The organism is Plantibacter flavus (assembly GCF_051487245.1).
GTDB lineage: Bacteria > Actinomycetota > Actinomycetes > Actinomycetales > Microbacteriaceae > Plantibacter > Plantibacter flavus_B.
Window position 1 is genome coordinate 242,998 of the sequence record NZ_JAHVDH010000006.1, and the last position, 24,322, is coordinate 267,319.

Below are 24,322 nucleotides of genomic sequence, written 5' to 3' on the forward strand. Positions count from 1 at the left end.
ACGCAGGAACCCATTCCCTAACTCAGGAACGCGTCGGCGTGTCGGGCTCAGGCAGCGCCCATCCGGGCCGACGCGCCGCCCGGGTCCTGAGTGAGGCAGGTGCGCGATGCCCGGACAGCGAGCGACTCATTCGTCGGGCGACTCCGCTGCACCGGCACGGGGCCAAGCGGCGACGAAGCGGGTGAGGTAGGCGGCGAACTGCGCGGCCTCCTCCTCGGAGAAGTCGGCGAGGGCGGTCGTGACCGCGTCGCGACGACCCCGATGCGCCTCCTGGAGCACCGACCGCCCGCTGGCGGTGAGCTGCACGACACTGCGCCGACCGTCGTTCGGATCGACCGCGCGGGCGACCTCGCCACGCTTCGTCGCTTCAGCCACCAACCGACTCGCGCGAGGCTGATCGACCCCGATCGCCTCGGCCAGCGCACTGATCCCCATCCCCTCGGCGACCTCCGGCCGGGCGAGCGCGTCGAGCATGCGGAATCGAGCCGCCTGGGCGATGGCCGCCTCGCGCGGGTGTCGCCCGCCGCCCGGACCCCAGGCAGCACCGGCACCCGGGCCCCATGGGCCGCCGAAACCGGGGCCGAAGCCGGGTCCACGACCGCGCCCTCGGCTGGAATCCTCGTCGCTTGCAGCGTGGCCATGCTGCTCGCCACGCTGCCCGTGCTCACCGCGATGTGGGCCGCCCGGGCCACCGCGCCCGCCGCGACCACCCGGGTGGCGCCTCGACTGGTCTCGACGGATCTGCACGAGGGCCTGCTCGATGAGCTGGACGGCGTCCGTTCCTGTGGGTTCGCTGGGCTGCGCTTGACGATCATCCGACATACATGTCATTATACATTTACATGTAACAGAGCATGCAAATAGGAGATCACTCATGAACACCACAGACGTCACTTCAGACCAGTCACACCAGCCCATCGGCCAGACCGTCGAGCGCCCGCTCGGCTCCTGGCTCCGCACCGTCGACCACTCGATCAAGCGATCGATGCACGACGCCCTCACCGAGGACGGCCTCGGCCGCCGCGCTTGGCGCACGCTCAGCGTGATCGAGTCCGGCGCGACGAGCGTCGACGAGATCGACGCCGCGCTCCCACCCCGTCGTCGTAGCCCGCATGGTCCCGGCCGTCGCCGCGGATTCGGGCCAGGCCGCGGATTCGGACGCCCTGATGGCGCCGAGCGCCCAGAGCGGGACGAACGCTCCGCAGATGCCACTGTCGGCGCCGACGCCTCAGCGCGTCCCGAGAGCGCCGCCCCGCCGAAGAACCACGAACACGGCCACCCCCTCGACGGACGCGGCATCAATCACGAACGCGACACCACCCACGAACGCCACTTCGGTCCAGGCTTCCGGCCCGGCGCAGGCGGCCCGTTCCGCCCAGGCTTCGAACGCGCACACGTCGGCGGCGCTCCGTTCGGCCACGACTTCCGCGGACAGCACGGCCCGCGCGGCCGTCGTCGTTCCACCGAAGAGGTCGTGCTGGACTTCGCCGCTCGCGGCTGGGTCACGATCGACGCCGCCGGCATCACCCTCACCGATGCCGGACGAGAGGCACACGCCGCGCTGCGCACGAAGGTCGATGCGGTGCGTCAGACCGTCACCGATGCCGTCTCCCCCGAGGACCTCGCGACGACGCTCGCGAGCCTCGAGAGCATCGCCCGAGCCTTCGGCTGGGACGAGCAGACGGCCCGCGAGCACGGCCCACGTGGCCGGTTCGGTCGCGGCCCGCGCGGCAACCGCTGATCGGTCGCCGGCGCCTCCCGCCCATGCGGACCCCAGCCGATCAGCACGCACAGAGCCCCGAGCAGCTACCGCTGCCCGGGGCTCTTTCCGCGCACAACTCCTGCGGCCCTCGCCGAATCAGCCTCTGGAGCCCGCAACAGACCCGGGGACCGCTCAGCGGCAGGAGTTGTGCACACCGGTCCGGCGGCAACAGATGCACGTCCGACGCTGCCCGGGACCGTGCACAACTCCTGCGCCCGCAGGCGAGCCGTGTCCAGCCGTCGAATACCGGCCGGTTCCGCATCGCCCTGCAGGAGTTGTGAATGCAGGGATCGCCGTTCGGAACACGCGATGCACCTCGCCTGGTTCTCCGGGAGGAACCCGAAACAGACCAGCGCTACCTGCGCGCAACTCCTGCCATCCGCCGAGGCGCGAGCGCACCCTTCCGCGCTACGGCGCCGATCCCGCACTTCCTATGGAGCAACCGCAGGAGTTGTGCACCGACTCGTGCGCGGTGGCTACTCCGTCAGGCCGTTGGCCCGCGCGACACCGCCGAGCCACGCGAGGCTCGGCTTGGGCGTGCGCACGAAGGTCTCGCGGTCGACGGCGATGAGGCCGAAGGTCGGCCGGTAGCCGCTCGCCCACTCGTAGTTGTCGAGCGCGCTCCAGTGCAGGTAGCCCTCGAGCTGGATGCCGTCCTGGATGCACGCATGCAGGTCCCGCAGCGCACCCTCGGTGTAGTCGATGCGACGGGTGTCGTCGGACGTGGCGATGCCGTTCTCGGTGATCATGATCGGCACCCCACCCGACAGCTCCCAGGCGCTCCGCACACCTTCGGCGGCAGCCGGCGGGTAGAACTCCCAGCCGGTCAGTGTCGTCTCGACACCCTCCTCGACGGGCAGCGGACCGTTCGGCCCGATGAACGTCCGGGTGTACGCCTGCACACCGAGGAAGTCGTCGCCGGCCGACTGTTCGAGGTACCAGTCGTCTCGCGGGTAGCCGTACTCGCGGAGCATCTCCTCGGAGCCCGGCTCACCGTTGGCGCGGAACGCCTGCGTCGCGATCGTCCAACCGCTCTTCAGCCCGGACACCTGCGACAGCACCTCGCGCGACCGCTTGTGCGATTCGAGCAGGGCGTCGGCGACTCCGAGGTCGGGGTTCGGCAGCCCGTAGGCGACGAGGTTGGCGGCGTCCTCACCACCGGCGAGCATCGCGGCGATGTTCGGCTCGTTGATCGTGCAGACGTAGTCGACGCCCTCGCCCACGATCGGCAGGGTCAGTTCCGTGTACCGCGCGAACAGGTCGGCGGCGTCCTTCGCCCGCCAGAACCCGTCGCGCTCGAACCAGCGCGGCACGGTGAAGTGCATGAGCGTGACGACGGGGTTGAGCCCCAGTTCGTGGGCGGTGTCGACCATCCTGCGGTAGTGGTCGACCTCTGCCCGGGAGACGATGCCGCGCTCCGGCTCGATGCGCGCCCACTCGATGCTGAAGCGGTACGTGTTCAGTCCGGCGTCGGCGAGCAGCTGCATGTCCTCGCGGTAGCGGTGGTAGCTGTCCATCGCGTCGCCGGAGGGCTCGACAATGTTCGTGCCAGCCTCATGCTCGTGCACCCACCAGTTGCTGTTGATGTTGTTGCCCTCGATCTGATGGGCAGCGGTTGCGGCGCCCCAGAGGAAGCCGTCGGGGAAGGTCAGCACGGGTGTCTCCTGTTCGTCGTGCGGTTCGTCCGCCCGTTGTTGGGCGAACAGGCGCTCGCCCGCCCACGAATGGGTGAGCGAGCGCCGGAAAGGTCAGCGCTTGGCGCGCGCCGGGTTCGGCACGGCGTCGAGCAGTTCGATCGTGTACGGGTCCTGCGGGTGCTGGAGCACCTTCGCCGTCTCTCCGCGCTCGACCACGCGCCCCTGGTTCAGCACCATGATGTTGTCGGTCACGAGGCGTGCCGACAGCAGGTCGTGCGTGATGTAGAGCATCGAGACGCCCCACTGCTCGCGCAGGTCCTCGAGCAGCGCCAGCACACCGGCGCGGAGCGAGACGTCGAGCATCGACACGGGCTCGTCGGCGATGAGCACCTGCGGGTCGCTCGCGAGCGCCCGGGCGATCACGACACGCTGTCGCTGACCACCGGAGAGCTGGTGCGGGAGCTTCGCCGCGAACTGCTCGACCGGTGAGAGTCCCACCGTCTCGAGCAGCTCGAGTACGCGCCTCCGGACGGCGTCACCCTTCAGACCGGTGAAGTTCACCACCGGCCGCGTGAGCGTGTACTCGACGGTGTGCAGCGGGTTCAGCGCGGCGTACGGGTCCTGGAAGATCATCTGCACGTTCTTGTGGAGGTCCCGGATGCCCTTGCGGTTCAGCTGCGCGACGTCGAGGTCGCCGAAGCGCACGGTCCCGTGCGTCGGCTTCTCGATGCCCGTGATGAGCTTCGCGATGGTCGACTTGCCGGAACCCGATGCGCCGACGAGCGCGAGCGACTGGCCGGGTTCGAGGGTGAACGTCACGTCGTCGACGGCGGTCACCGGGCTCTCGCCACGACGCGGCGGCGGGTAGATCTTCGAGACGCCCTCGACGATGACCGCCGACTCGGCCGAGCGGCCGGCACGGGAGGACGCCTTGCCGGAATCGGAGCTCGCACTCGTCGCGGTCGGCACGCTCGTCGTGGTCCCGGCCACCGGTGCCGTCCCGCGGTTCGCCCGCGAGGGGAATCCCGGCAGCTCGACGATCTCGGCACGCGGGTCGGCGTAGTGGCTGAGCAGCATCTTCGTGTACTCGTCCTGCGGGCGCTCGAGGATGTCCCGGCTCGGGGCGTCCTCGACGATCCGACCCTCGTGCATGACGAGCACGCGCTGGGTCGCCTCGAGCACCACCCCGAGGTCGTGGCTGATGAGGATGGCGGTGAAGCCCTCCGACTGCTGCAGCTCGGTGATGGTGTCCATGATCGCGTGCTGCACGAGCACGTCGAGCGCGGTGGTCGGCTCGTCGAACACCATGAGTCGCGGTTCGAGCGACAGCGCCAGCGCGATCGACACACGCTGACGCATGCCCCCGGACAGCTCACCCGGGAAGCGGACGAGCACCTGCGGGGTCAATCCGACCTTCTGGACGAGCTCCGACATGCGCGCATCCCAGCGGTCGCGCGACACATGGCCGTGGGCCTTGAAGATGTCGATGAAGTGGTTGCGGATCGTGCGCACCGGGTTGAGGGCGTTCATGCCCGACTGCAGCACCATCGCGAACCCGCCCTGGCGCTGCTCGCGCAGTTCCTCGGTTCCGAGCTCACGGATGTCGCGGTCGCCGAAGAGGATCTGGCCGCCGTTGATGCGTGCCGGCGGCTTCTGCAGACGTGTCACGGCGAAGCCGAGCGTCGACTTGCCGGAACCGGACTCACCGACGAGACCGATGAACTCACCGGCACCGACCGAGAACGACACGTGATCGACGGCCTGCACGGGTGCCGCACCGGTGGACTCGTAGACCACCGACAGGTCGCGGACCTCGAGCAGCGCACCGCTCGCGGCCGGGACGGCACCCGGGGACATGGTCTGGGTGTTCGCGTTCATCGTGACTTCCCTTCACGGAGGCGCGGGTTGCTGATCGCGTCGACACCGAAGTTGATGAGGGTGAGGCTCATCGCGAGGAGCGCGATGCAGAGGCCGGGGGCGAACAGCAGGATCCACTGTCCGGTGAGCAGCGCGTTGGAGTTCTGCGCCCAGTAGAGGATCGTGCCCCAGCTGACGATCGACGAGTCGCCGAGTCCGAGGAACTCGAGGCCCGCCTCGGCGAGGATCGCGCTCGTCGCCGCACCGAAGAACCCACCGGCGATGAGCGAGGTCATGTTCGGCAGGATCTCGTTGAAGACGATGCGGAACGGTCGGTCGCCGGAGAACCGGGCCGCCGTCACGAAGTCACGGGACCGCAGCGACTGCGTCTGGCTGCGGAGCACGCGAGCACCCCACGCCCAGCCGGTGATCACGATGACCGCCACGATCATCACGAGGCCACCGTTCTGCAGGTACGCGGCGATGACGATCATCAGCGGCAGGCCGGGCACCACGAGGAACAGGTTGACGATGAAGTTCACGACCTCGGCGCCGAACCCCTTGATGTATCCCCAGCTGAGGCCGATCAGGACGGCGACGATCGTCGACAGGATGCCGGCGATGAAGCCGACGGCGACGCTGATCTGCGAACCGTAGATGAGCTGGCTGAGGACGTCCTCGCCGGCGGCCGTCGTTCCGAACCAGTGCTCGGGGCTCGAGTCGGCGTTCCGCGGGAACCCGTCCTGACTCGCGCCGTACGGCGCCAGCAGCGGGGCGAAGATCGCCACGAAGACGAAGAACGCGAGGATGATCAGCCCGAGGCGCGACTTCCAGTTGGCCCAGAGGGTCGCTGCCGAACGGCCGATGAAGGCGAACCTCCGCGGCGGCCGGACGGCTTCGTCGGACTGCAGTGTCTTGACGTGCTGTGTGGTGGTCATCGGCGGGTCCTTGGGTCGAGTACGCCGTACAGAATGTCGACGAGGAAGTTGGCGACGAGCACGCTCACCGTGATGAGCAGGAAGAGCGCCTGCATGAGCGGGTAGTCCTGTCCGATCACCGCGTTGAACAGGAGGAAGCCGATTCCGGGGTAGCCGAACACCTGCTCCACGAGGATCGAGCCGCCGACGACACCACCGAGCGCGAGCCCGAAGCCGGTGAGGTTCGGGAGGATCGCGTTCCGAGCCGCGTACTTGATGGCGACCGTGCGGCCTCGGAGGCCGTTCGCCTCGGCGAAGGTGACGTAGTCGTCACCGAGGGTGTTGATCATCGCGTTGCGCATGCCGATGATCCACCCGCCGAGGCTCGTCACGAGGATCGTCAGCGCCGGCAGCACCGCGTGGTACGCGACGTCGACGATGAAGTCCCAGGTGAAGGCCGGCGTTGCCGTCGGCCCGAAGGCGCCCGAGGTCGGGAACCAGTGGGCCACGTAGCCGAGGAAGAAGAGCAGCAGGAGCGCCGTCCAGAAGTACGGGAAGGTGCTTGCGAAGGTGCCCGTCAGGGTCGGGAGCGCGTCGAGCCAGGTGTTCCGACGCCAGGCCGCCAGCACACCGATCAGGGTGCCGAGGATGAAGGCGACGATCGTCACGATGCCGAGGAGCACGATCGTGTACGGGAACGCCTGCCAGATGAGCTCCGACACCGACTGCGGGTAGAAGGTGTACGAGACACCGAAGTCGAAGGTGACGACCTGGTGCAGGTACGTGACGTACTGCTCCCACATGTTGCCGTCCGGCACGCCGAGCTGGGCTTCGATGGCGGCGCGGGTGGCCGCGCTCACCGGCCCGTTCTGCGCGAGCTTCGCGATCGCGGCGTCGGTCGGGGATCCGGGCATGAGCCGCGGCAGGAGGAAGTTCAGCGTGACCGCAGCCCACAGTGTGAGGACGAAGAGCCCGAGTTTGCGCAAGAGGTACATGGGTTACTCACCGTCCTTCCGGAGCTTGAGGTGCGTGAAGACGAGCAGCGGTGTCTGGTCGTAGGTCTGCGGTGGCGCGTACGGGTTGTCCGCATCGGGCCAACCGGTGAGCTTCGCGTCGTTGTAGAGGCCCCAGAGTCCGCCGTAGTACATGCCGATGACGGGCAGGTCGTTGTAGACGATCTGCTGCATCCGGTGACTGAGCTCCAGGCGCGCCGCCTCATCCGTCGTCTGCTTGTACTGGGCGAGCAGTTCGTCCATCTCGGCGTTCTTGTACCGACCGAAGTTGCTCGACGTGGTCTCACCGATGGGCTTCGCGAACTCGCTGTTGAAGCCGTTGTTGTAGGCCTGGAAGATGATGCCACCGCCCATGCCGCCCATCGCGACCTGGAAGTCACCGCTCTGGATGGCCTGTTGGTAGCCCGGGGGCTGCGGCTGCTTGATCTGGACGTCGATGCCGAGTGCGGTGAGTTCCTTGCGGACCTCCTGCACCGCCCGCAGCCAGTCGGCGTACCCGTTGGCGGTGGTGATCGAGAAGGTGAACTGGGTGCCGGACGCGTCGACGAGCTTGCCGTCCTGCTGCGTGTACCCGGCGGCCGCGAAGGCTTCGAGTGCACCGGCCGTGTCCTGAGCGATGAGCCCCTCGTTCGGGATGGTCGGGTCGAGTTCGGCGTTCTGGTTCGGCAGCATGAGGCCGGACTGGCCGGCAGCACCGAGATAGCCCTCGGTGGCAGCGTCGGCGATCTTGTCGCGGTCGAGCGCCAGGGCCAGGCCGCGGCGGACGTCGACGTTGTCGAAGGGGGCGACGTCCATGTTCGGGACGAGGCTGATCACACCTCCCGGCGGGAACCAGTACTTGTTGTTCGCGTTCGCATCCACCCAGGTCCCCTCGACGTTCGACATGAACGCGTACGCCCAGTCGAAGCCCTTGGTGACGATGTCGAGCTCGCTCGTGGAGGCGGGCAGCACGAGGTGGTTGACCTCGATCTTGTCGGCCTGCCAGTAGCTCTCGTTCTTGTCCATCGTGTACTGCTGCGAGGAGAAGTTGCCGAGGACGTACGGGCCGGTGCCGACCGGGTCGGGGTTCCGCCAGGTGTCGGGGCTCTTGACGTCTTTCCAGATGTGCTCGGGGACGATGAGCGTCTGGGAGATGATGTCGGAGGCCGGAGCATCGTCATCGAGCAGGTGCATGATGACGTGCTGACCCTTGACCTCGATCGTGTCGATGTGCTGCCAAGCACCCTTGACGTCGAGCGTCGGGAACTTCTTGATGAGGTCGAAGGTGAACATGACGTCTTCTGGGGTGAAGGCCTCGCCGTCCGACCAGGTCGCGCCGTCGCGGATCGTGTAGTCGATCGTGCGAGCGTCGGGAAGGTCGACCTTCTCGGCGAGCCACGGGGTCTCCTCGCCGTCGAGCACGTTGATCACGACGAGCGGCTCGTAGATGTAGCTCGAGGCCGCCCGCTTGTTCACGAGGTAGGGGTTGAAGTTCCTCTCGAGCATCGGGGTGCCCTTGTCGGCTGCCAGCAGCATCGTGTCGGCGGGGATCGTGGGATCCTGCTCGCTCTTGATCTGAATGCTGCAGCCGGAGACGAGCAGAGCCGCTGCGGCGATCATCGCCGCCGCTCCGAGTCGTCTGCGCCTGCGGACCTTCGTCCGCTCGTGCGTCGTGTGCGTCATCGCCACCGTCCTTGCTCAGGTCTGTACCGGTTGAGTGTAAGCGCATACATTCATTCGCGCAACCCGACTCCGATTTCCCTTTCTCAGGAACCCTCCGGCGTGTCGATACCTGTCGTCCTCGCCCGGCGCCGACACGCCGCCGCGTTCCTGAGTTAGGGCACCGAGACGGACGTGACGGGCTCGGAGCTCTCGCGGAGCAGGACCTCGACGGGGAGGCGGACGGACATCGCCGGCAGCTTCGGCTCACCGAGACGGCGCCCGAGGGCCTGCACGGCGACCCGTCCGAGCGTCTCCATCGGCTGGCGAACCGTCGTCAGGCGAGGCGTCGAGAGACGACCCGCATCGATACCGTCGAATCCCGTGACGATCAACTCCTCGGGCACGGCGACACCGGCGATGTGCGCGACGTCGATGACCCCGAGCGCCATCTGGTCGTTCGCGCAGACCACCGCGCGCGGCAGCGCGTCGCGGCCCAGCAGTTCGCGGCCGACCCGTCGACCGCCCTCCCGGGTGAAGTCGCCGCGCAGGACGGGTGCGTCCGGTGGCACCAGCTCCCGCTCGGTGAGCGCCTGACGGTAGCCCGCCCAGCGCTCGGCGTCGTCGGGCGAGTCCAGGCTTCCGGCGACGTACTCGAGGTCGCGGGCCCCGAGATCGTCGATCAGGTGCGCAGCGAGCGCCCGCATGCCCTCGGCGTTGCTCACCGACACGTGGTCGAGGTCGTCGCCGCGTCGGGGCCCGGCCATCACGACGATCGGGACGTGACGCGACAGCTGCGCCAACTCCTCCTCGCTCGCACTCCCCGCGAGGACCATGAGCCCGTCGACGCGACCGGCCATGTCGCGCACCGTCTGCGTCGCGGTCGAGCCTCGGCCGACGCCCACCAGCAGGGCGAAACCGCTCCGCCAGGCTTCGAGCTCACAGCCGCGCAGCACCTCGTCGAAGTACAGGTTCAACGTCCGGGTGTCGGAACGCTCGGGGACGTCGCGCACGATGCGGGCACCACCCGCGGCAGCCTCGTCGCCCTCGAACACGACCTCCCCGAGATCGTCCATGGCGTCGAGGCCTTGGAAGAACAGGCCGATGACGCCGGTGCGACGGGCGGCCAAGCCGCGAGCGGCCCCACTCGGCACATAGCCGAGGGCGTCGATCGAGCCGAGCACCCGCTCGCGCGTCGCGGGCTTCACGTCGTCAGGACGGCTGAGGACACGGGAGACGGTCGCGATGGAGACGCCCGCATGATGCGCGACGTCGTACACGGTCGGCGGTTTGGACATGGCTGCGCCTCCCTTCGGGCACCCATGATACGCAGGCCATCCGTTCCCCCTCCGCTGCACCGGCTCCCGGGGCACCCGCGAGAAGCCAGCCCTGGCAGCGCGGAATCACGGATCGGATCCGTGGAGCACCCGGCGTGTCGAACGCCATCCGGGACGCATGCCGCAACATTCCCTGAATTCTGGGCGCAAGGGGTCGACTGGTCGGTGAGGGCTGGCAGACTGCCGACATGACCACTCAGCATGAGAAAGCCGTCCACCTCAACTCGCTCCACGAGCCGGGTTCGCCCCTCATCGTCACGAACGTCTGGGACGCCATCACCGCCAAGGTCGTCTCCGAGGCTCCGGGCGTCGTCGCGCTGGCCTCCGCGAGCCACTCCGTCTCCAACGTGCGCGGGCTCGAGGACGGCGAGGGACTCGACGTCGACGAGGCGATCCGCGCGGCGACGATCATCGCCGGCGCCGTCGACCTGCCGGTGACGATCGACTTCGAGAAGGGCTATGCGGACGACGCCGCCGGCGTGCGCGAGAACGTCCGACGCCTCATCGTCGAGTCGGGCGCCGTCGGCATCAACATCGAGGACTCGGTGGGCGCGGCGAAGGCCCCGCAGTTCCCGATCGAAGAGGCCGCAGCCCGCGTCGCCGCAGCGCGCGCCGGCGCCGAGGACGCCGGGATCCCGCTCGTCATCAATGCCCGCGTCGACACCCTCGCGGGCGATCCGGAGGCCTGGGACGAGGCCGTCGCCCGCGCCAACGCCTACCTGGAGGCGGGGGCCGACGTGATCTTCTTCCTCGGTCTCGGCACCGAGGAACTCGTCGCGAAGGCGGTCGAGCAGGTCAACGGGCGCATCTCCGTCATCGGTTACCCGGGCGCCGTGCCGCTCGGCCGACTGGCTGAACTCGGCGTCTCGCGGGTGAGCTTCGGCCCCGGCACGCTCGGCCTCACGCTCGCCGCGCTGCAGCGCGCGGCGACCGACCTCACCGCTCTCGGCGAGTACCCCGAGGACCTCGGCTTCCCGTTCGCCCTCTGACCCACCGCACAGGGACGACCTTTCTCAGGAACGCCTCGGCGTGTCACCCCGCTGCACCACCTGCGCGGCGCGACACGCCGACGGCTTCCTGAGTTGGGGAGATCCCAGACGCGCCCGGGCCAGCTGGAGCGCGTGTCAGCCGGTGAGGGCCCAGTACCAGATGATGAGCATCGTCACGAGGAACCCGGTCAGGAAGTTCAGCCGCAGGAAGCGCTTCCAGCCGGCGTTCGCGCGTTCGGCCTCGTCCTCGCGGAGGTTCCAGAACGGCAGCACGCTCGCCGCGTACGGCAGTGCCAGCAGTCCGGCCAAGGGGATCGGCCACGGGGTCACGAGCATGAGCGCCCCGCCCGCCAGGTAGGCGAAGAACGCGAAGCGCACGGTCGCCGCAGCACCGATCACCGTCGCGACTGAGCCGATGCCGCCCTCCCGGTCGGCGATGATGTCCTGCACGGCCCCGAAGGCGTGGCTGGCGACGCCCCACAGGAAGTATCCGAGCAGCAGCGCCCAGAGCGCCGGGGTGAACACGGCTCCCGCGAGCACGAGGCCGTAGACGGCTGGGCTCACGAAGTGGGTGCTCGATGTGAGCGAGTCGAGGAAGGGCCGCTCCTTGAATCGCAGCTTCGGCGCGCTGTAGGCGATGAGCGCGAACACGCTGATCGCGAGGACCACCCACGACAGCGGGGAGCCGACGATGACGAGATATGCGAGGAATGGAATATTCGTCGCGATGGCCGCCGTGATCGTCAGGCGGTGGAGCCCACGATCGAGCACGGCACCCTCGACCCCGCCTTTCCGCGGGTTCCGGAGGTCGGATTCGTAGTCGAAGACATCGTTGATGCCGTACATGGCGAGGTTGTACGGGATGAGGAAGTACAGGGTTCCGAGCCAGAACGTCAGGTCGAGCTCCCGTGTGGTCAACAGGTACGCTGCGGCGAACGGGTACGCGGTGTTGATCCAGGACAGTGGGCGGGACGACAGCACGAGCTGTCCGAGACGATTCATGCCTGATCCTCCTGGAGCGGGGCGTGGGCGGACGGGAGTGGCGGTCTGCGCTCGAGCAGCACCCAGAGCGACGGCAGCAGCACAGCGGCGGCGATCGCATATGCGAAGTCCTCCAGCGGGGCGATGCCGATGAATGCTCCGGAGATGAGTGCCGGGTCGTAGCCGACGAGGCCGATGCCGATCATGATGTTGTCGAAGAGCGCCGTCATGAGGAGCAGCACGACGAGGCCGCCGCCGACGGCGAGCAGCCAGGTCGACACCGTCAGTCCGCGGGTCGACGCCCGTGTCGAGCTCCTCCGCAGTCGCACGATCGCAGCCGCCGCCGCGATCACCACGACGGCCAGGAAGCAGGCGTTCAACGCCCAGTAGCTCATCGGGCACCCTCGTTCGCCGAACGCGACGGCAGCCGGCCGAGTGCATGACGCGCAGCGCCGAAGAGGTTCATCGTGAGGTAGCAGAGCAGGGTGAGGAAGAGGACCTCTTCCACCGGCAGCTCCGGAGCGATCTGGAGCCCGGTCATGAAGGACGTCTCCCCTCGGAAGAAGATGCCGAGACCGATGCCGAAGAGGTCCCAGACGAGGAAGAACAGGACGCCGACGGGCAGGATGATCGCCGCCCGCCGACGATCGGCCCAGAAGAACAGACGGAAGCGCCGATCGAGCACGACCATGCCCGTGACGGAGACGAGCAGGGCGAGCAGGTAGACGAAGCCCATCAACCCTCCGCGATCGGGCGCGGGAGCAGCGGCTCGGGCATCGGCCCGGTCGTGAGGTCGCCGCGCATCCGCTTGACCACGAGTTCGGCGCTGATGAGGCACATCGGCAGGCCGATGCCGGGGATCGTCGACCCGCCCGTGTAGAACAGGCCGTCGACCTTCTTGCTCACGTTCCCTGCTCGGAACATCGCACTCTGCGAGAGGATGTGCGCCGGACCGAGCGCGGTGCCCTTCCAGACGTTGAGGTCCGTCACGAAATCAGCGGGACCGACATCGCGCCGGACCACGATGCGGTCCGCGAGGTCCGGAACCCCGGCCCACTCGGCAATCTGCGCGATCGCGGCGTCGCCGATCTCCGCGACACGCGCGTCTCCCCCGCCACCGATCGACGGGTCCGAGGGGACGGGGACGAGGATGAACAGGTTCTCGTGGCCCTCGGGCGCGACCCCGGCGTCGCTCGCGCTCGGCCGACACACGTAGAGCGACGCGGGGTTCGGCACGCTCGGCTGCTCCCCGAAGATGCGGCCGAAGTTGTCGCGCCAGTCGGCGGTGAAGAAGAGGCTGTGGTGCAGGAGTTCTGGCAGCTCACCGCGCACACCGAGCATGACCAGCACGGCGCCGGGGCCGGCCGTCCGCCGCTCCCAGTAGGACTCCGGATAGGTCTGCAACTCCGGCGGGAGCAGCTTCGTCTCGGTGTGGTGCAGGTCTGCCGCCGAGACCACGCGGTCTGCGCGGAGCAGCTGACGACGCCCGTCGGCGTCGAGGTAGGCGACACCGTCGACCCGCGCACGACGCCCGGCGGGCATCGTCGTGATGCCCGTGACCTCGGCGCCGGTGATGATCTCCACCCCCTCGGCGCGCGCGAGTTCGGCGATCGTCTCGATGATGCGGGAGAATCCCCCCTGCGGGTAGAGCACGCCCTCTTCGAGGTCGAGGTAGCTCATGAGGTGGTACATGCTCGGCGCTTCGAAGGGGGACGATCCGAGGAACACGGCCGGGTAGCCGAGGATCTGCTGGAGTCGGGTGTCGGTGACGGTGCGGGCCGCGAGGGTGTCGAGGTCCTCCGTCAGCAGCTTCGCCAGTTTCGGCAACCGGGCCAGGACCTCACGGCTCGCGAGTGTCCGGTACGACTCGAAGGTCGTGTACAGGAAGCTGCGGACCGCGATCTCGTAGGTCTCCTTCGCGCTGCGCAGGTACTCGTCCATCGCGGCGCCCGCACCGGGTTCGACGGACTCGAAGAGCTCCACGTTGCCGGCGCGGTCGGCGGCGAGGTCGAGGTGGCCGTCGCGACCCTCGGAGTACACGCGGTACGCAGGATCGAGCCGACCGAGCTCGAGCTGTTCCGCCGCCGAGGTGCCGAGCAGCCGGTAGAAGTGCTCGAAGACCTCCGGCATCAGGTACCAGCTCGGGCCGGTGTCGAAGGTGAAGCCGTCCTGCTCCCAGGTGCCTGCGCGCCCACCGAGCGCGTCACGGCGCTCCAGCAGGGTCACCCGCTGTCCGTCGCGCGCGAGGAGGGCTGCGGTGGCGAGACCGCTGATGCCGCCGCCGATGACGACGGTCCGGCCAGGTGCTGGGGTCATCGGTCTGTGCTCTCGTCGGTCGGGGTGGTGGGGATGGAGGTCGTCGGCGTGCGGCCCGCGAGCGCTCCGGCCGCGATGCGCAGCTTCACCGGATCGGGCACCCGGACGCGCGTGCGTACGAGTTTGGAGGCGGGCGTCGCTCGAATCCGTTTGGCGAGTTCGGCGAACAACTCCTGCGCCAGCGCGACCGCTCGGCGACTCGACTTCGGCAGCTTGCTGAGGACGGCCGCCGAACGGTCGAGGTCTGCGTCGATGTCGTCCAGCAGGCTGAGCTTCTGGGCCTCCGTGAGGTCGTCGACGGACACCCCGGGGAAGTAGCTGCGGCCGAGCTCGTCGTGATCGGCCGAGAGGTCGCGGAGGAAGTTGACCTTCTGGAACGCCGCACCGAGGCTTCGCGCGCCGACCACGAACGCCGCGCGCTCAGCGTCGTCGACGTCGTGGCCGCGGAGGAAGATGCGCAGACACATGAGCCCGACGACCTCGGCCGAGCCGTAGACGTATTCGCGGAACGTCTCCGGTGTGTGCTCGGTGCGCGACAGGTCGGCTCGCATGGAGGCGAAGAACGGACGGGTGAGGTCGCGCTCGATGCCCGCGGAACGAGCACTGATGGCGAAGGCGTGGACGACCAGGTTGCTGCTGTACCCCGTGTCCATCGCATCCTCGGTGTCGCGCTCGAGTGCGTCGAGCAGACCGAGCACACGCTCAGGCGGGAGCCCGGCCGTCGCAGCAACGCCGTCGACGATCTCGTCGGCGATGCGGACGAGCGCGTAGACGTTCTCGACGTCCTGACGGATCTCGTGGCCGAGCAGCCTCGCGGCCAGCCCGAACGACGTGGAGTACCGCCGGATCACGATGCTCGCGGTCTCCTGGGCGACGCGGTCGTAGAGGTCTCGGCCGTCGGTCACGGATCCCGTCGCACCGGTCGGCGTGCTGCCGGTCGGCGACGGTTCAGCGGCACTCATCGTGAGCGCTCGAGGACGGTCTGGACGATGGGACGGAGTTCTGCTCGGAGCGGTGCGGGGATGCTGGGGCTCGCGAGCTGCTCCCATGCGCGGTTGGCGTAGTCGCCGGCGAGGAGCATCGCGTGCTGCCTGGCCCCGCTCGCGGTGAGCACCTCGCGGATGCGCGCGGCGCCGTCCTCGTCGAGCTCCGGATCGCCGAACAGGTGCTCGATCTCGCGCCACTCGGGGCGCTCAGCAGCGAATGCGACCATCACCGTGTACTTGCCCTCGCGCAGGTCGCCGATCGTCGTCTTCCCGGTCGTCCGGGCGTCGCCGAACACCCCGAGCACGTCGTCGACGATCTGGTATGCGATCCCGATCTGCTGTCCGAACGCCGCGAGCGCGTCGATCGTCGCCTCCGGTGCGCCGGCGAGGACACCGCCCGACTGCAGCGGCGCCTCGAAGGAGTAGTACGCGGTCTTCAAGCGCTCCATGCGGATGATGTCGTCGACGCTCGGGACGACGCCGTCGACCGTGAAGTCGACGTCGGCGAGTTCGCCGGCTGCCGAAGCGGAGATCGTGTCGTCGAGGATCTCGCGGAGCCGACTCCGGACGGCGTCCTCGGTGCCTGCGCGGTCGATGAGTCGATACGCGGCACTCAGGGCGAGGTCGCCGGCGATGACGGCGACGGACATGCCGCGGTGTTCGGCGAGGGGCAGCGGAATCCCCGCGGTGCGGGCGATGTCGCGGTAGCTGCCGGAGACGTTGGGGCTGCCGCGCCGCACGAAGTCCCGGTCGATGACGTCGTCGTGGATGATGAGCGCGGTGTGCAGGAGTTCGTAGGAGGCGGCGACGTGCGCTGCGGCGACGACGTCCGTTCCGCCGAGCGCTTCGTATGCGGTCATGACCATGCGTGGACGGAAGCGCTTCCCGCCGGCCATGCTCCGCTCGATGGTCTCCCAGAGCCGCAGGTAGCCGGCTCCGCCGAAGCTGACAGCCTGCGTCTTCGCGAGGTCGAGGAACCGGACGAGCGCATCCTCGACGTGCTGCTGTGCCCGGTAGGGCACGTCGACGACGTGGTGGGTTTCCATGTCACGAGGCTACTTCACGGAGCGGGAAAATTAGTACGCTGGCTGCATATTCGCGATCGAGCCCCGAGTCGGGGACAATGGAGGCATGTCGGCTCCCGAAGAACTCGTCGTCCTCCTCGCAGAGGACGGCTCCCGAATCGGCACGACGCCGAAGGCGACCGTGCACACCGAGCAGACGCCGCTGCACCTCGCGTTCTCGTGCCATGTCATCGGCCCCGACGGCCGCATCCTCGTCACGCGACGTGCGCTGTCGAAGCTGACCTGGCCCGGTGTCTGGACGAACTCCTTCTGCGGTCACCCCGGCCCCGACGAGGACAGCGTGGACGCGGTGCTGCGTCGCGCGAGCGCCGAGCTGGGTCTGCCGATCTCGGCGCCGGAGCTCGTGCTCCCCGACTTCCGGTACCGCGCCGTGGACGCTTCCGGCGTCGTCGAGTACGAGATCTGCCCCGTCTACATCGCCCGCACCGAGGCCGTGCCTGCGCCGAACCCCGACGAGGTCATGGAGTGGGCGTGGGCTGAGCCGGCCGCACTGCTCGAATCGGTCGAGCGTGCGCCGTTCGCTTTCAGCCCCTGGCTCACCCTCCAGCTGCCGCTCGTCGTCCCGCTGCTCGCCGCCACACGCTGAGTCGCCCGGATCCGCGCCGAATCGACCCGATGTGGAACCGTTTCGGGCGAGTCAGTGAGCGTCAGGCGCCGCGGAGGGCCTCGAGGGCTGCGGCGATGCGCTTGTCGCGCGTCGCGTCGGTCTTCGCGAGCGCGATCGGCTCGGCGAGGGCACGCTGCTTGCTGAACGACAGCGCGTCGTACGCGGCGAGCGCAGCGGCATCGTCGGCGATGAGGGCGTCCAGCTCGGGTGGGAGCGGGAACACCCGCGGTGCGTCGTCCACCTCGAGCTCCACGTCGACCACGTCGCCACCGGCGACCCCGGCCGCGGCTCGGTTCGCGGCGCTCAGCGCGATGAGGTACTTGCCACCCATCGGCGTCACGGTGCTGCGGTAGGTGAGGTCGCCGACGGTGACGACGACCGGGATGCGCTTGCCGGCGTTCAGGCTCTCGACCACGGCGTCCGGGACGAGGATGCCGGTGTTGTTGCCCTGCAGTTCGATGACGGTCTGGAACTTCATGATGCCCAGTATGTCGACGCTCGGGGGCTTCGGACACCCCCAGGCGGCGGGGCGCGTCAGGTGGGGCGCGTGGCACTGCCGGGCGCGGGTCTCGCTGGGACGTTCGGCGCGGTGAAGACCACGACGATCGAGGCGGCGACGACCGCGACCCCGAGCACCTGCCCGAGCGAGAGCGCCTCCCCGAGCACGAAGAGGCCGGCGAACACCGCGACGACCGGACTCAACAGGCTCAGGAAGGACACTGAACCGACGGGCAGCAGACCGATGCCTCGGAACCAGAGTGCGTAGGCGAGCGCCGTCCCGACGAGGGTGAGGTAGGCGTATCCGCTGACGGCCGTGGCATCCGGCAGTCCACTCGGCAGCCCCTCGACGAGCAGCAGCACCGGAATGAGGACGAGCCCACCGGCCACGAGCTGCCAGGAGGTCACAGCGAGACCGGGCACCGGCCCGGTCGACGCCCTCCCGAATCGTCTCGCCCGCTCGGGCCTCCCCCACCGCTTGCTGAGCACCGCACCGAGCGACATCGACACCGCTCCGGCGAGCGCCGCCATGACGCCGACGAGGTCGAGTGCCGCGTCCGCCTGGAGGACGATGAGCGCGACGCCACCGATGCCCGCCACGCCCGCGAGCACGCGTCGCAGCGTCAGCCGTTCTCCGACGAGCAGGCTGGCGAGGACCGCGACGAGGATCGGTCCGATCGCCCCCATGGTGGCGGCGACCCCGCCGGGCAGCCGATAGGCGGCGAGGAACAGGAGCGCGAAGAAGGCTCCGATGTTGAGGGTGCCGAGCACCAGTGACCGCCACCACCATGACCCGATCGGCAGGGTCCTCGTGAGTGCGAGCAGGAGGAGGCCGGCCGGGAGTGCGCGCAGGACGGCGGCGAGCAGGGGCCGGCCTGGTGGGAGGAGCTCGCTCGTGACGAGGTAGGTCGTGCCCCAGGTGATCGGGGCGATGGCGGTCACGGCGGTGATCCGGAATTGATTGCTTAGCACTGAGCAATAATAGCTCACCGCTTAGTGAAATGCTACGATCGGACCGTGAACACCCGCGTCGACGACATCCTCGCCCAGTGGCACGCCGAGCGACCCGACCTCGACGTCTCCCCCATGGCGGTGATCGGCAGGCTCTCCCGCGCCGCGAGCGCCGTCGACAGCCGCCTCGGCGCGACGTTCGCCGAGCATGGACTCGACAGCGCGTCCTTCGACGTCCTCGCGACCCTGCTCCGCGCCGGGACGCCACACGAGCTGTCGCCGAAGGACCTCGCGCACTGGTCGATGGTCACCTCCAGCGCCATCGCCCAGCGCGTGAACAAACTCGTCGAACGCGGCCTCGTCACCCGCCGCCCGAGCGAGGTGGACGGCCGAGGGACGGTCGTCGCACTCACCGCGGAGGGACGGACGGTGATCGAGCAGGCGCTCCCCGACCACCTCGCCACCGAGCACGGCATCCTCGCGTCGTTCAGTCCCGCGGAGCGCGAACAGCTCGCGTCCCTCCTGGAACGCCTCGCCACCGCAGTCTGATCAGGGCCGCACGCGCAGACCCTGCGACACCGTCACCCCTCGACGCGGCGACCCTCGTTGTGCTCCTGCAGCCACCAGGTCGCGCCCTCATCGTCGGACACCCAGCTCTCCCAGGTGTAGGAGTCGTCGGTGATCGCACTGAAGTTCCACCGGATGAGCTTGTCGTCGTTGCGGGTGCCGTCCTGACGGATCCCGTCCGAGCGGTGCGGCGTCGCGACGAGCTGGCAGAACTCGCCACGTCGTGGTTCGAAGTAGCTCACGCGCCACGCGCCCATCACCCGGTCGTAGACGCGGACAGCGGTGCTGTACGTCTCGTACCCGGACGGCTCGGCATCGTTCGCGACGAGCTGCACGTCCTGCACCGCGCGTCCCTCGAGGATGTACGACACGAGCCAGAGGAAGTCGGACTCGACCCACTCGCCGGTCTGCTCGTCCAGACGACGGGAGTGCACGTTCCACGAGCCGACGAACTGCCCGAACCGCACCATCCGGCGCGGGTACAGCGGTGTCGGCTCATGGGCCACGACGGCGCGGGCGAAGTCGGGACGCTCAGACGTGCTCATGGCGGAGCCTTTCTACGGGTCCACCACACACCACGGCTGCGGACGGACCGCCTCAGTCGGACTTCAGCGCTGCGTCTCGCCGACGTCGGTCCGGTGGAAGTTCTGGAAGGAACGGGAGGCGGTGGGTCCACGCTGTCCCTGATACCTCGAACTGTACTCGCTCGAACCGTAGGGGCGCTCCGCCGGCGAGGTGAGACGGAAGAAGCACATCTGTCCGATCTTCATCCCCGGCCACAGCTTGATGGGCAGCGTCGCGACGTTGCTGAGCTCCAGGGTGACGTGCCCGGTGAAACCGGGGTCGATGAAGCCGGCCGTCGAGTGCGTGAGCAGGCCGAGGCGACCGAGCGAGCTCTTGCCCTCGAGGCGTGCCGCGACGTCGTCCGGCAGTGTGACGCGCTCGAAGGTGGAGCCGAGCACGAACTCCCCCGGGTGCAGGATGAACGGCTCGTCCGGCAGCGTCTCGATGAGGCGCGTCAACTCCGGCTGATCCTCTGCGGGATCGATGAAGGGGTACTTGTGGTTGTCGAAGAGACGGAAGAAGCGGTCGAGCCGCACGTCGATCGACGAGGGCTGGATCATCTCCGGCGAGTACGGGTCCAGCGCGATGCGCGAGGCGGCGAGTTCAGCTTTGATGTCACGGTCCGAGAGCAGCACGGTGCCAGTGTATCGGCCAGGACCCGGGCGTTTCGGCGGGGCCGTTCGCTACGCTGCTGGCAAGGCGACGGCACCCGCGTGCTCCGCGCCGCGACGGACGACCGTCACCTCGACCGGGAGGCGCCAGATGACCAGACCGCACGTCCTCATCCTCCAGCACGTGCCATGGGAGCAGCCCGCGGTCATCGGTGAGGTGCTGACCGCCGCCGGCATCGACTGGACCCTCGACTGCATCGTCGACGACCCCGAACTGCCGACCTCGCGCGAGGTCACCGGATTCGACGGCCTCGTGCTGCTCGGTGGACCGATGGGAGCGCTCGACGTCGACGAGCATCCGGGGCTCGGTCTCGAGGCGCAACTGGTCCGCGACGCCGCAGTCCTCGGCATCCCGGTCTTCGGGGTGTGCCTCGGGCATCAGCTCATCGCGACGGCGCTCGGCGCCACCCTGCACTCGGCCGCGGCGCACGAGGTCGGCGTCGGCGATGTGGAGCTGCTCGTGGACAGCGAACTGGGGCTCGCGGGAGAACTGCTGCCGGTGCTGCACTGGCACGGCGACGTCGTCGAGGCGCCGCCAGGGGCCGTCGTGCTCGCCTGCTCGCCGTCGACGCCCAACCAGGCGTTCCGGATCGACGACCGGGTGTTCGCGACGCAGTTCCACCTCGAGGTCGACGAGGAGATGCTCGGAGCGTGGCTGACGGAGGAGTCGATGCTCCGTGACCTCCCCGTCGTGCACGGAACGGCGGCCGAAGAGGCTCTCCGGCTGCGGGCGGCGTACCGAGAAGTCGCCGGGGCCGTGCGAGAGGCCGGCGACCGACTGTTCGGGGCGTTCGCCGACGCGATCCTCCGTCGGGCGAGTGTCGATCCGTCGCTGCGCTGACCAGCCCGCGCTCACGGACACATGACGAACGGCCGGGACCCTGAGGTCCCGGCCGTTCCGCCGTGCTGAGAAGCTTGGTGCTAGACGCTCTTGCGTCCCGTGATCGTCCTGATCAAGAACGCGATGATCGCGATCGCGAGCAGGACGAGTCCGACCCACAGCAGGAAGTTGAGGGATTGGACGAAACCACCGGTGATGGCGAGAACGACCGCAATGACGATGACGATGATAAGCAGGATGTTCATGGTGCAGCTCCTTTCGCAGAACTGCACCAACCGTATGGGGGCTGGGAGATTCCGTCTCGGGGGTTGACATCCGCAGCCCCGGTTCCGCTACGCGCGCGTCGCGTGTCGCATGTGTCGTGTGCCAGCGCGGTGCGCTGGCACCGGTTCACCTGCACTCGACCCAGCGCACCGCGCCGGCACACCTGCAGACGGATCAGAGGAGACCGGGCTGGTCCGCGGGGTCGCCGTCGCCGGGCTCGACGCGCGGGTCGTCATCACTCGGGGCCGCCATCGGATCGTCGCGCTCTGGTGCGTTGTCGGGCAGCGCTCGTGAGATCGCCTCCTTGGCGTCTCCGATCGGGTCCGGGATCTCGTCGCGTGGGTCTGACATGTGTGTCTCCGTCCTGTCTGCCACGACCGTACGCCCGATAGCCGGACTCGGGGAGGCCTGGACCGCACTCGGCTGATCGACTACCGCCCGACGGCGGCCGTCCGCGCCGCCTGCGCGAGCACGCGCGCTCCGGCGAACGGCTCGACCGGCGACGCACCCGCGGCGTCGAAGACCTCGACGTGCTCGGCGAGCCGACCGGACGTCTCCCATCCCGGCCGCCCTGTGCGCACGAACGACACCGCTGCTCCGTGGACGCGGTCCGCGAGCTCCTGCGGCGGGTTCGGGCCGGCGACGCGCGTGACGTCGGGATCGTCGAGCACGTCGAACAGGAACGGGACGTCGAGACAGTGCTCCGCGATCCCGGTCACCGCGGAGCGCCAGACGAAGTCGTACGCCCACGTCGGCGCATCGCCACGGAGCGCCAGCCACGGGAGGATGCGCGCTCGGAACATGACGTCGCTCAGGTACCGCCCGGCGACGATCCCCGTCGGCTCTCCGGGCGACGTCCGGGCATACTCCTCCGCGACCGCCGGTGAGGCGCCCATGAGCACCACAGCGCCGGCGGGCTCCAGCTCGGCGAAATCGTCGAGTCGCGAGGAGAAGAACCCGGCGAACTCCTCCCGCGTCGCACCGACGACGAGCGGCTTGTCAGCGCCTCGACCGGCAGCCAAACCGGCCTCGACGGTGTCGACGATCAGCTCGCCGTCGACCACCGGACCGAGGCCGAGGCGTCCGTTCATCGACGTCATCGAACGCAGCACCGACTCCGCGTCGTCCGCCCCGCCCGGAACGAGCTCGAACCCCTGCGCCTCGATCAGCTCGCGCTCCGAGACGCTCGCGAGACCGGCCGCGGTGGCCGGGACTCCGAGGTGCTCGGCCAGTCGTTCCGTGCGAGCGCGTGCGTCGGCGAGCGGCACGTCAGCGGGGACCCCGGACACGCACATCACCCGATCGAACAGATGTCGGGCCGAGGGGATGGTGAGAAGTGTCATGACCGACCCGCCACCGGCGGACTGCCCGGCGATGGTCACCTGCGTCGGATCACCACCGAACGCCGAGATGTTGTCCCGCACCCATTCGAGCGCGAGGATCCAGTCGAGCACGCCGCGATTCGCCGGCGCGTCAGGCAACCAGCCGAAGCCGTCGAAACCGAGGCGGTACGACACGGTCACCGTCACCACGCCGTCGCGGTTGAAGGCGCGGCCGTCGTACCAGGGGCTTGCGGGAGATCCGGCGACGAAGCCACCACCGTGGATCCAGACGAGGACCGGGAGCCCGTCACCGCCCGTGGCCGGGCGCGGTTGCGGGGTGAAGACGTTGACATTGAGGGTGGAGTCCCCCGGGATCGACGGTTCGGGGATGGTGGTGATCTCGGCGAGTGCCTTGCGCTGCGGGGTTGCGCCGAAAGTCTCGGCGTCGAGGACGCCGTCCCAGGGCGCCTTCGGGACGGGTGCCTGGAACCGACGCTCACCGAACGGGGGCTCGGCGAAGGGGATGCCGAGGAAGGCCGTCGACCCGTCGGGTCGGGTGGTACCGCGGACGCGGCCGGCCGTGGTCTCGACGATGGGCCGTGGTGCTGGGGATTCGGGCGCCATGTGTGTGCCTCCTGGTCGGTGCTGCACACCGTGGTGCGCCGAGGCGTCGTCACCTCGTCAGCCCAGTATGCAGCGAGGACCTGCGAAACCCAGACATCGCTCGGCATTCACTCGTCCGGCGGTCGCGTCAGCGCGGTGCGCTCGACCGAGCCCGGGCGGACCGCCACGGCAGCGCCCCTGTGGCGCGAGCGCGGGTCTCCGGAGACCCGCGCTCGCGCCACAGGGGCGCGCTCGGTCCAGCGCACCGCGCTGGCCCAGGGGGAACTAGACCGTGATGGCTGCCCGCAGGGCTGCCGCAGAAGCTGCGGGGTCGGCGGCGGAGTAGATGGCTCCACCCGCGACGGCGACCTGCGCACCGGCCCGCTGCACGGAGGCGATCGTCGACACGGTGACACCACCGGCGACGGAGAACGGGACGGCAGCGGTCTCACCGTCGGTGAGGAGCGTCTGGAAGGTGAAGCCCGGCTCCGCCTGCTCGTCGAGACCCGCGTGCATCTCGACGAACGCAGCGCCGAGGCCCGTGACCTCCTGTGCACGCTTCACCTTGTCGGCGACACCGATGAGGTCGACGACGACGGCCTTGCCGTGCGCGGTCGCAGCCTTCACCGCACCCACGATGGTGCTGTCGCCAGCGGTGCCGAGGACCGTCACGATGTCGGCGCCCGCGGAGAACGCGATGTCGGCTTCGAGCTCACCGGCATCCATCGTCTTCAGGTCGGCGAAGACGATCTTGTCGGGGTGGGCGCTCTTCACCGCGGTGATGGCGCGCAGGCCCTCGCTCTTGATCAGCGGCGTGCCGAGCTCGAGGATGTCGACGTAGGGTGCGACCTTCCCGGCGAGTTCGAGAGCTGCCTCAGTGGTGAGGACGTCCATGGCTACCTGGAGCTTCATGCGG

At 69.0% G+C, this 24,322-nt stretch carries 26 protein-coding genes; 5 read left to right on the forward strand and 21 right to left on the reverse strand.

What is annotated here, in order from left to right:
• Positions 1–126: 126 nt before the first annotated feature.
• Positions 127–822 (reverse strand): MarR family winged helix-turn-helix transcriptional regulator, encoded by a 696-nt coding sequence (locus tag KXS11_RS16575; protein WP_437386734.1) that lies wholly within the window; start codon positions 820–822, stop codon positions 127–129.
• Between the two features lie 52 nt (positions 823–874).
• Between KXS11_RS16575 and KXS11_RS16580 the strand changes: the two genes are divergently transcribed.
• Positions 875–1,741 (forward strand): hypothetical protein, encoded by an 867-nt coding sequence (locus KXS11_RS16580; protein WP_437386735.1) that lies wholly within the window; start codon positions 875–877, stop codon positions 1,739–1,741.
• A gap of 497 nt (positions 1,742–2,238) precedes the next feature.
• On the opposite strand, the gene KXS11_RS16585 is transcribed toward KXS11_RS16580, so the two are convergent.
• From KXS11_RS16585 to KXS11_RS16610, 6 genes are all read right to left on the reverse strand, one after another.
• Positions 2,239–3,417 (reverse strand): glycoside hydrolase family 1 protein, encoded by a 1,179-nt coding sequence (locus KXS11_RS16585; protein WP_437386736.1) that lies wholly within the window; start codon positions 3,415–3,417, stop codon positions 2,239–2,241.
• Positions 3,418–3,510: 93 nt separating this feature from the next.
• Positions 3,511–5,277, reverse strand: coding sequence for an ABC transporter ATP-binding protein (locus tag KXS11_RS16590; protein ID WP_437386737.1), 1,767 nt, complete (start codon positions 5,275–5,277; stop codon positions 3,511–3,513).
• Positions 5,274–6,194, reverse strand: a complete 921-nt coding sequence (locus tag KXS11_RS16595) for an ABC transporter permease (protein ID WP_437386738.1) — start codon at positions 6,192–6,194, stop codon at positions 5,274–5,276. Before KXS11_RS16595 ends, KXS11_RS16590 begins: the two co-directional genes overlap by 4 nt.
• Entirely contained in the window at positions 6,191–7,168 is a 978-nt protein-coding gene (locus KXS11_RS16600) for an ABC transporter permease (RefSeq protein WP_437386739.1), read from the reverse strand. Before KXS11_RS16600 ends, KXS11_RS16595 begins: the two co-directional genes overlap by 4 nt.
• 3 nt (positions 7,169–7,171) lie before the next feature.
• A complete protein-coding gene (locus KXS11_RS16605) occupies positions 7,172–8,848 on the reverse strand; it encodes an ABC transporter substrate-binding protein (protein ID WP_437386740.1) in 1,677 nt (558 codons plus the stop codon).
• 152 nt (positions 8,849–9,000) lie between these two features.
• The gene (locus tag KXS11_RS16610; RefSeq protein WP_437386742.1) at positions 9,001–10,122 is read right to left on the reverse strand and encodes a LacI family DNA-binding transcriptional regulator; all 1,122 of its coding nucleotides are present in this window, start codon (positions 10,120–10,122) and stop codon (positions 9,001–9,003) included.
• A gap of 227 nt (positions 10,123–10,349) precedes the next feature.
• Here KXS11_RS16610 and KXS11_RS16615 point away from each other — a divergent pair, with 227 nt between their 5' ends.
• On the forward strand, positions 10,350–11,150 hold the full coding sequence (locus KXS11_RS16615) for an isocitrate lyase/PEP mutase family protein (RefSeq protein WP_437386743.1): 801 nt from the start codon (positions 10,350–10,352) through the stop codon (positions 11,148–11,150).
• 135 nt (positions 11,151–11,285) lie between these two features.
• On the opposite strand, the gene KXS11_RS16620 is transcribed toward KXS11_RS16615, so the two are convergent.
• Genes KXS11_RS16620 through KXS11_RS16645 form a run of 6 tightly spaced genes read right to left on the reverse strand, consistent with a single transcriptional unit; the run spans position 11,286 to position 16,479 of the window.
• Positions 11,286–12,152, reverse strand: coding sequence for a prenyltransferase (locus KXS11_RS16620; RefSeq protein WP_437386744.1), 867 nt, complete (start codon positions 12,150–12,152; stop codon positions 11,286–11,288).
• Complete coding sequence (locus tag KXS11_RS16625; RefSeq protein WP_437386745.1) at positions 12,149–12,526, reverse strand: lycopene cyclase; 378 nt, start codon at positions 12,524–12,526, stop codon at positions 12,149–12,151. Before KXS11_RS16625 ends, KXS11_RS16620 begins: the two co-directional genes overlap by 4 nt.
• The gene (locus KXS11_RS16630; RefSeq protein ID WP_437386747.1) at positions 12,523–12,867 is read right to left on the reverse strand and encodes a lycopene cyclase domain-containing protein; all 345 of its coding nucleotides are present in this window, start codon (positions 12,865–12,867) and stop codon (positions 12,523–12,525) included. The genes KXS11_RS16625 and KXS11_RS16630 overlap by 4 nt, the downstream gene beginning before the upstream one ends.
• Entirely contained in the window at positions 12,867–14,447 is a 1,581-nt protein-coding gene (gene crtI, locus KXS11_RS16635; RefSeq protein WP_437386748.1) for a phytoene desaturase family protein, read from the reverse strand. The genes KXS11_RS16630 and crtI overlap by 1 nt, the downstream gene beginning before the upstream one ends.
• Positions 14,444–15,409 (reverse strand): phytoene/squalene synthase family protein, encoded by a 966-nt coding sequence (locus tag KXS11_RS16640; protein WP_437386749.1) that lies wholly within the window; start codon positions 15,407–15,409, stop codon positions 14,444–14,446. Before KXS11_RS16640 ends, crtI begins: the two co-directional genes overlap by 4 nt.
• Complete coding sequence (locus tag KXS11_RS16645) at positions 15,406–16,479, reverse strand: polyprenyl synthetase family protein (protein ID WP_437386750.1); 1,074 nt, start codon at positions 16,477–16,479, stop codon at positions 15,406–15,408. The genes KXS11_RS16640 and KXS11_RS16645 overlap by 4 nt, the downstream gene beginning before the upstream one ends.
• 85 nt (positions 16,480–16,564) lie before the next feature.
• Here KXS11_RS16645 and idi point away from each other — a divergent pair, with 85 nt between their 5' ends.
• Entirely contained in the window at positions 16,565–17,104 is a 540-nt protein-coding gene (idi, locus tag KXS11_RS16650) for an isopentenyl-diphosphate Delta-isomerase (RefSeq protein ID WP_437386751.1), read from the forward strand.
• 61 nt (positions 17,105–17,165) lie between these two features.
• On the opposite strand, the gene KXS11_RS16655 is transcribed toward idi, so the two are convergent.
• Both KXS11_RS16655 and KXS11_RS16660 read right to left on the reverse strand, forming a co-directional pair.
• Positions 17,166–17,603 (reverse strand): YdeI/OmpD-associated family protein, encoded by a 438-nt coding sequence (locus tag KXS11_RS16655; RefSeq protein WP_437386752.1) that lies wholly within the window; start codon positions 17,601–17,603, stop codon positions 17,166–17,168.
• A 56-nt stretch (positions 17,604–17,659) separates the two neighbouring features.
• The gene (locus tag KXS11_RS16660) at positions 17,660–18,595 is read right to left on the reverse strand and encodes an EamA family transporter (protein ID WP_437386753.1); all 936 of its coding nucleotides are present in this window, start codon (positions 18,593–18,595) and stop codon (positions 17,660–17,662) included.
• Between the two features lie 45 nt (positions 18,596–18,640).
• Between KXS11_RS16660 and KXS11_RS16665 the strand changes: the two genes are divergently transcribed.
• Positions 18,641–19,123: a MarR family winged helix-turn-helix transcriptional regulator gene (locus KXS11_RS16665; protein ID WP_437386755.1), complete on the forward strand. Its 483-nt coding sequence runs from the start codon at positions 18,641–18,643 to the stop codon at positions 19,121–19,123.
• A gap of 32 nt (positions 19,124–19,155) precedes the next feature.
• On the opposite strand, the gene KXS11_RS16670 is transcribed toward KXS11_RS16665, so the two are convergent.
• Together KXS11_RS16670 and dcd are read right to left on the reverse strand one after the other, a co-directional pair.
• Positions 19,156–19,686: a hypothetical protein gene (locus KXS11_RS16670; protein ID WP_437386756.1), complete on the reverse strand. Its 531-nt coding sequence runs from the start codon at positions 19,684–19,686 to the stop codon at positions 19,156–19,158.
• 63 nt (positions 19,687–19,749) lie between these two features.
• Entirely contained in the window at positions 19,750–20,340 is a 591-nt protein-coding gene (gene dcd, locus KXS11_RS16675) for a dCTP deaminase (RefSeq protein WP_437386757.1), read from the reverse strand.
• Between the two features lie 127 nt (positions 20,341–20,467).
• Between dcd and KXS11_RS16680 the strand changes: the two genes are divergently transcribed.
• Positions 20,468–21,217 carry a type 1 glutamine amidotransferase gene (locus KXS11_RS16680; RefSeq protein WP_437386758.1) on the forward strand — a complete coding sequence of 250 codons (750 nt, stop codon included), beginning with the start codon at positions 20,468–20,470 and terminating at the stop codon, positions 21,215–21,217.
• A gap of 80 nt (positions 21,218–21,297) precedes the next feature.
• On the opposite strand, the gene KXS11_RS16685 is transcribed toward KXS11_RS16680, so the two are convergent.
• The 4 genes from KXS11_RS16685 to hxlA all read right to left on the reverse strand — a co-directional run bounded on the left by KXS11_RS16685 (position 21,298) and on the right by hxlA (position 24,318).
• Positions 21,298–21,462 (reverse strand): hypothetical protein, encoded by a 165-nt coding sequence (locus KXS11_RS16685; protein ID WP_437386759.1) that lies wholly within the window; start codon positions 21,460–21,462, stop codon positions 21,298–21,300.
• Between the two features lie 193 nt (positions 21,463–21,655).
• On the reverse strand, positions 21,656–21,832 hold the full coding sequence (locus KXS11_RS16690) for a hypothetical protein (RefSeq protein ID WP_437386760.1): 177 nt from the start codon (positions 21,830–21,832) through the stop codon (positions 21,656–21,658).
• An 80-nt stretch (positions 21,833–21,912) separates the two neighbouring features.
• On the reverse strand, positions 21,913–23,427 hold the full coding sequence (locus KXS11_RS16695; protein ID WP_437386761.1) for a carboxylesterase/lipase family protein: 1,515 nt from the start codon (positions 23,425–23,427) through the stop codon (positions 21,913–21,915).
• Between the two features lie 264 nt (positions 23,428–23,691).
• Positions 23,692–24,318 (reverse strand): 3-hexulose-6-phosphate synthase, encoded by a 627-nt coding sequence (hxlA, locus tag KXS11_RS16700; RefSeq protein WP_437386762.1) that lies wholly within the window; start codon positions 24,316–24,318, stop codon positions 23,692–23,694.
• Between the last annotated feature and the right edge of the window lie 4 nt (positions 24,319–24,322).

Coding starts and splice junctions, on each gene's coding strand:
- KXS11_RS16695 (WP_437386761.1), bottom strand. CDS start 23,427: ATGGCGCCCGAATCCCCAGCACCACGGCCCATCGTCGAGACCACGGCC.
- KXS11_RS16640 (WP_437386749.1), bottom strand. CDS start 15,409: ATGAGTGCCGCTGAACCGTCGCCGACCGGCAGCACGCCGACCGGTGCG.
- KXS11_RS16600 (WP_437386739.1), bottom strand. CDS start 7,168: ATGTACCTCTTGCGCAAACTCGGGCTCTTCGTCCTCACACTGTGGGCT.
- KXS11_RS16625 (WP_437386745.1), bottom strand. CDS start 12,526: ATGAGCTACTGGGCGTTGAACGCCTGCTTCCTGGCCGTCGTGGTGATC.
- KXS11_RS16580 (WP_437386735.1), top strand. CDS start 875: ATGAACACCACAGACGTCACTTCAGACCAGTCACACCAGCCCATCGGC.
- KXS11_RS16630 (WP_437386747.1), bottom strand. CDS start 12,867: ATGGGCTTCGTCTACCTGCTCGCCCTGCTCGTCTCCGTCACGGGCATG.
- KXS11_RS16590 (WP_437386737.1), bottom strand. CDS start 5,277: ATGAACGCGAACACCCAGACCATGTCCCCGGGTGCCGTCCCGGCCGCG.
- KXS11_RS16680 (WP_437386758.1), top strand. CDS start 20,468: ATGACCAGACCGCACGTCCTCATCCTCCAGCACGTGCCATGGGAGCAG.
- KXS11_RS16670 (WP_437386756.1), bottom strand. CDS start 19,686: ATGAGCACGTCTGAGCGTCCCGACTTCGCCCGCGCCGTCGTGGCCCAT.
- KXS11_RS16685 (WP_437386759.1), bottom strand. CDS start 21,462: ATGAACATCCTGCTTATCATCGTCATCGTCATTGCGGTCGTTCTCGCC.
- crtI (WP_437386748.1), bottom strand. CDS start 14,447: ATGACCCCAGCACCTGGCCGGACCGTCGTCATCGGCGGCGGCATCAGC.
- KXS11_RS16655 (WP_437386752.1), bottom strand. CDS start 17,603: ATGAAGTTCCAGACCGTCATCGAACTGCAGGGCAACAACACCGGCATC.
- KXS11_RS16575 (WP_437386734.1), bottom strand. CDS start 822: ATGTCGGATGATCGTCAAGCGCAGCCCAGCGAACCCACAGGAACGGAC.
- KXS11_RS16605 (WP_437386740.1), bottom strand. CDS start 8,848: ATGACGCACACGACGCACGAGCGGACGAAGGTCCGCAGGCGCAGACGA.
- KXS11_RS16645 (WP_437386750.1), bottom strand. CDS start 16,479: ATGGAAACCCACCACGTCGTCGACGTGCCCTACCGGGCACAGCAGCAC.
- KXS11_RS16595 (WP_437386738.1), bottom strand. CDS start 6,194: ATGACCACCACACAGCACGTCAAGACACTGCAGTCCGACGAAGCCGTC.
- KXS11_RS16690 (WP_437386760.1), bottom strand. CDS start 21,832: ATGTCAGACCCACGCGACGAGATCCCGGACCCGATCGGAGACGCCAAG.
- KXS11_RS16610 (WP_437386742.1), bottom strand. CDS start 10,122: ATGTCCAAACCGCCGACCGTGTACGACGTCGCGCATCATGCGGGCGTC.
- hxlA (WP_437386762.1), bottom strand. CDS start 24,318: ATGAAGCTCCAGGTAGCCATGGACGTCCTCACCACTGAGGCAGCTCTC.
- KXS11_RS16620 (WP_437386744.1), bottom strand. CDS start 12,152: ATGAATCGTCTCGGACAGCTCGTGCTGTCGTCCCGCCCACTGTCCTGG.
- idi (WP_437386751.1), top strand. CDS start 16,565: ATGTCGGCTCCCGAAGAACTCGTCGTCCTCCTCGCAGAGGACGGCTCC.
- KXS11_RS16615 (WP_437386743.1), top strand. CDS start 10,350: ATGACCACTCAGCATGAGAAAGCCGTCCACCTCAACTCGCTCCACGAG.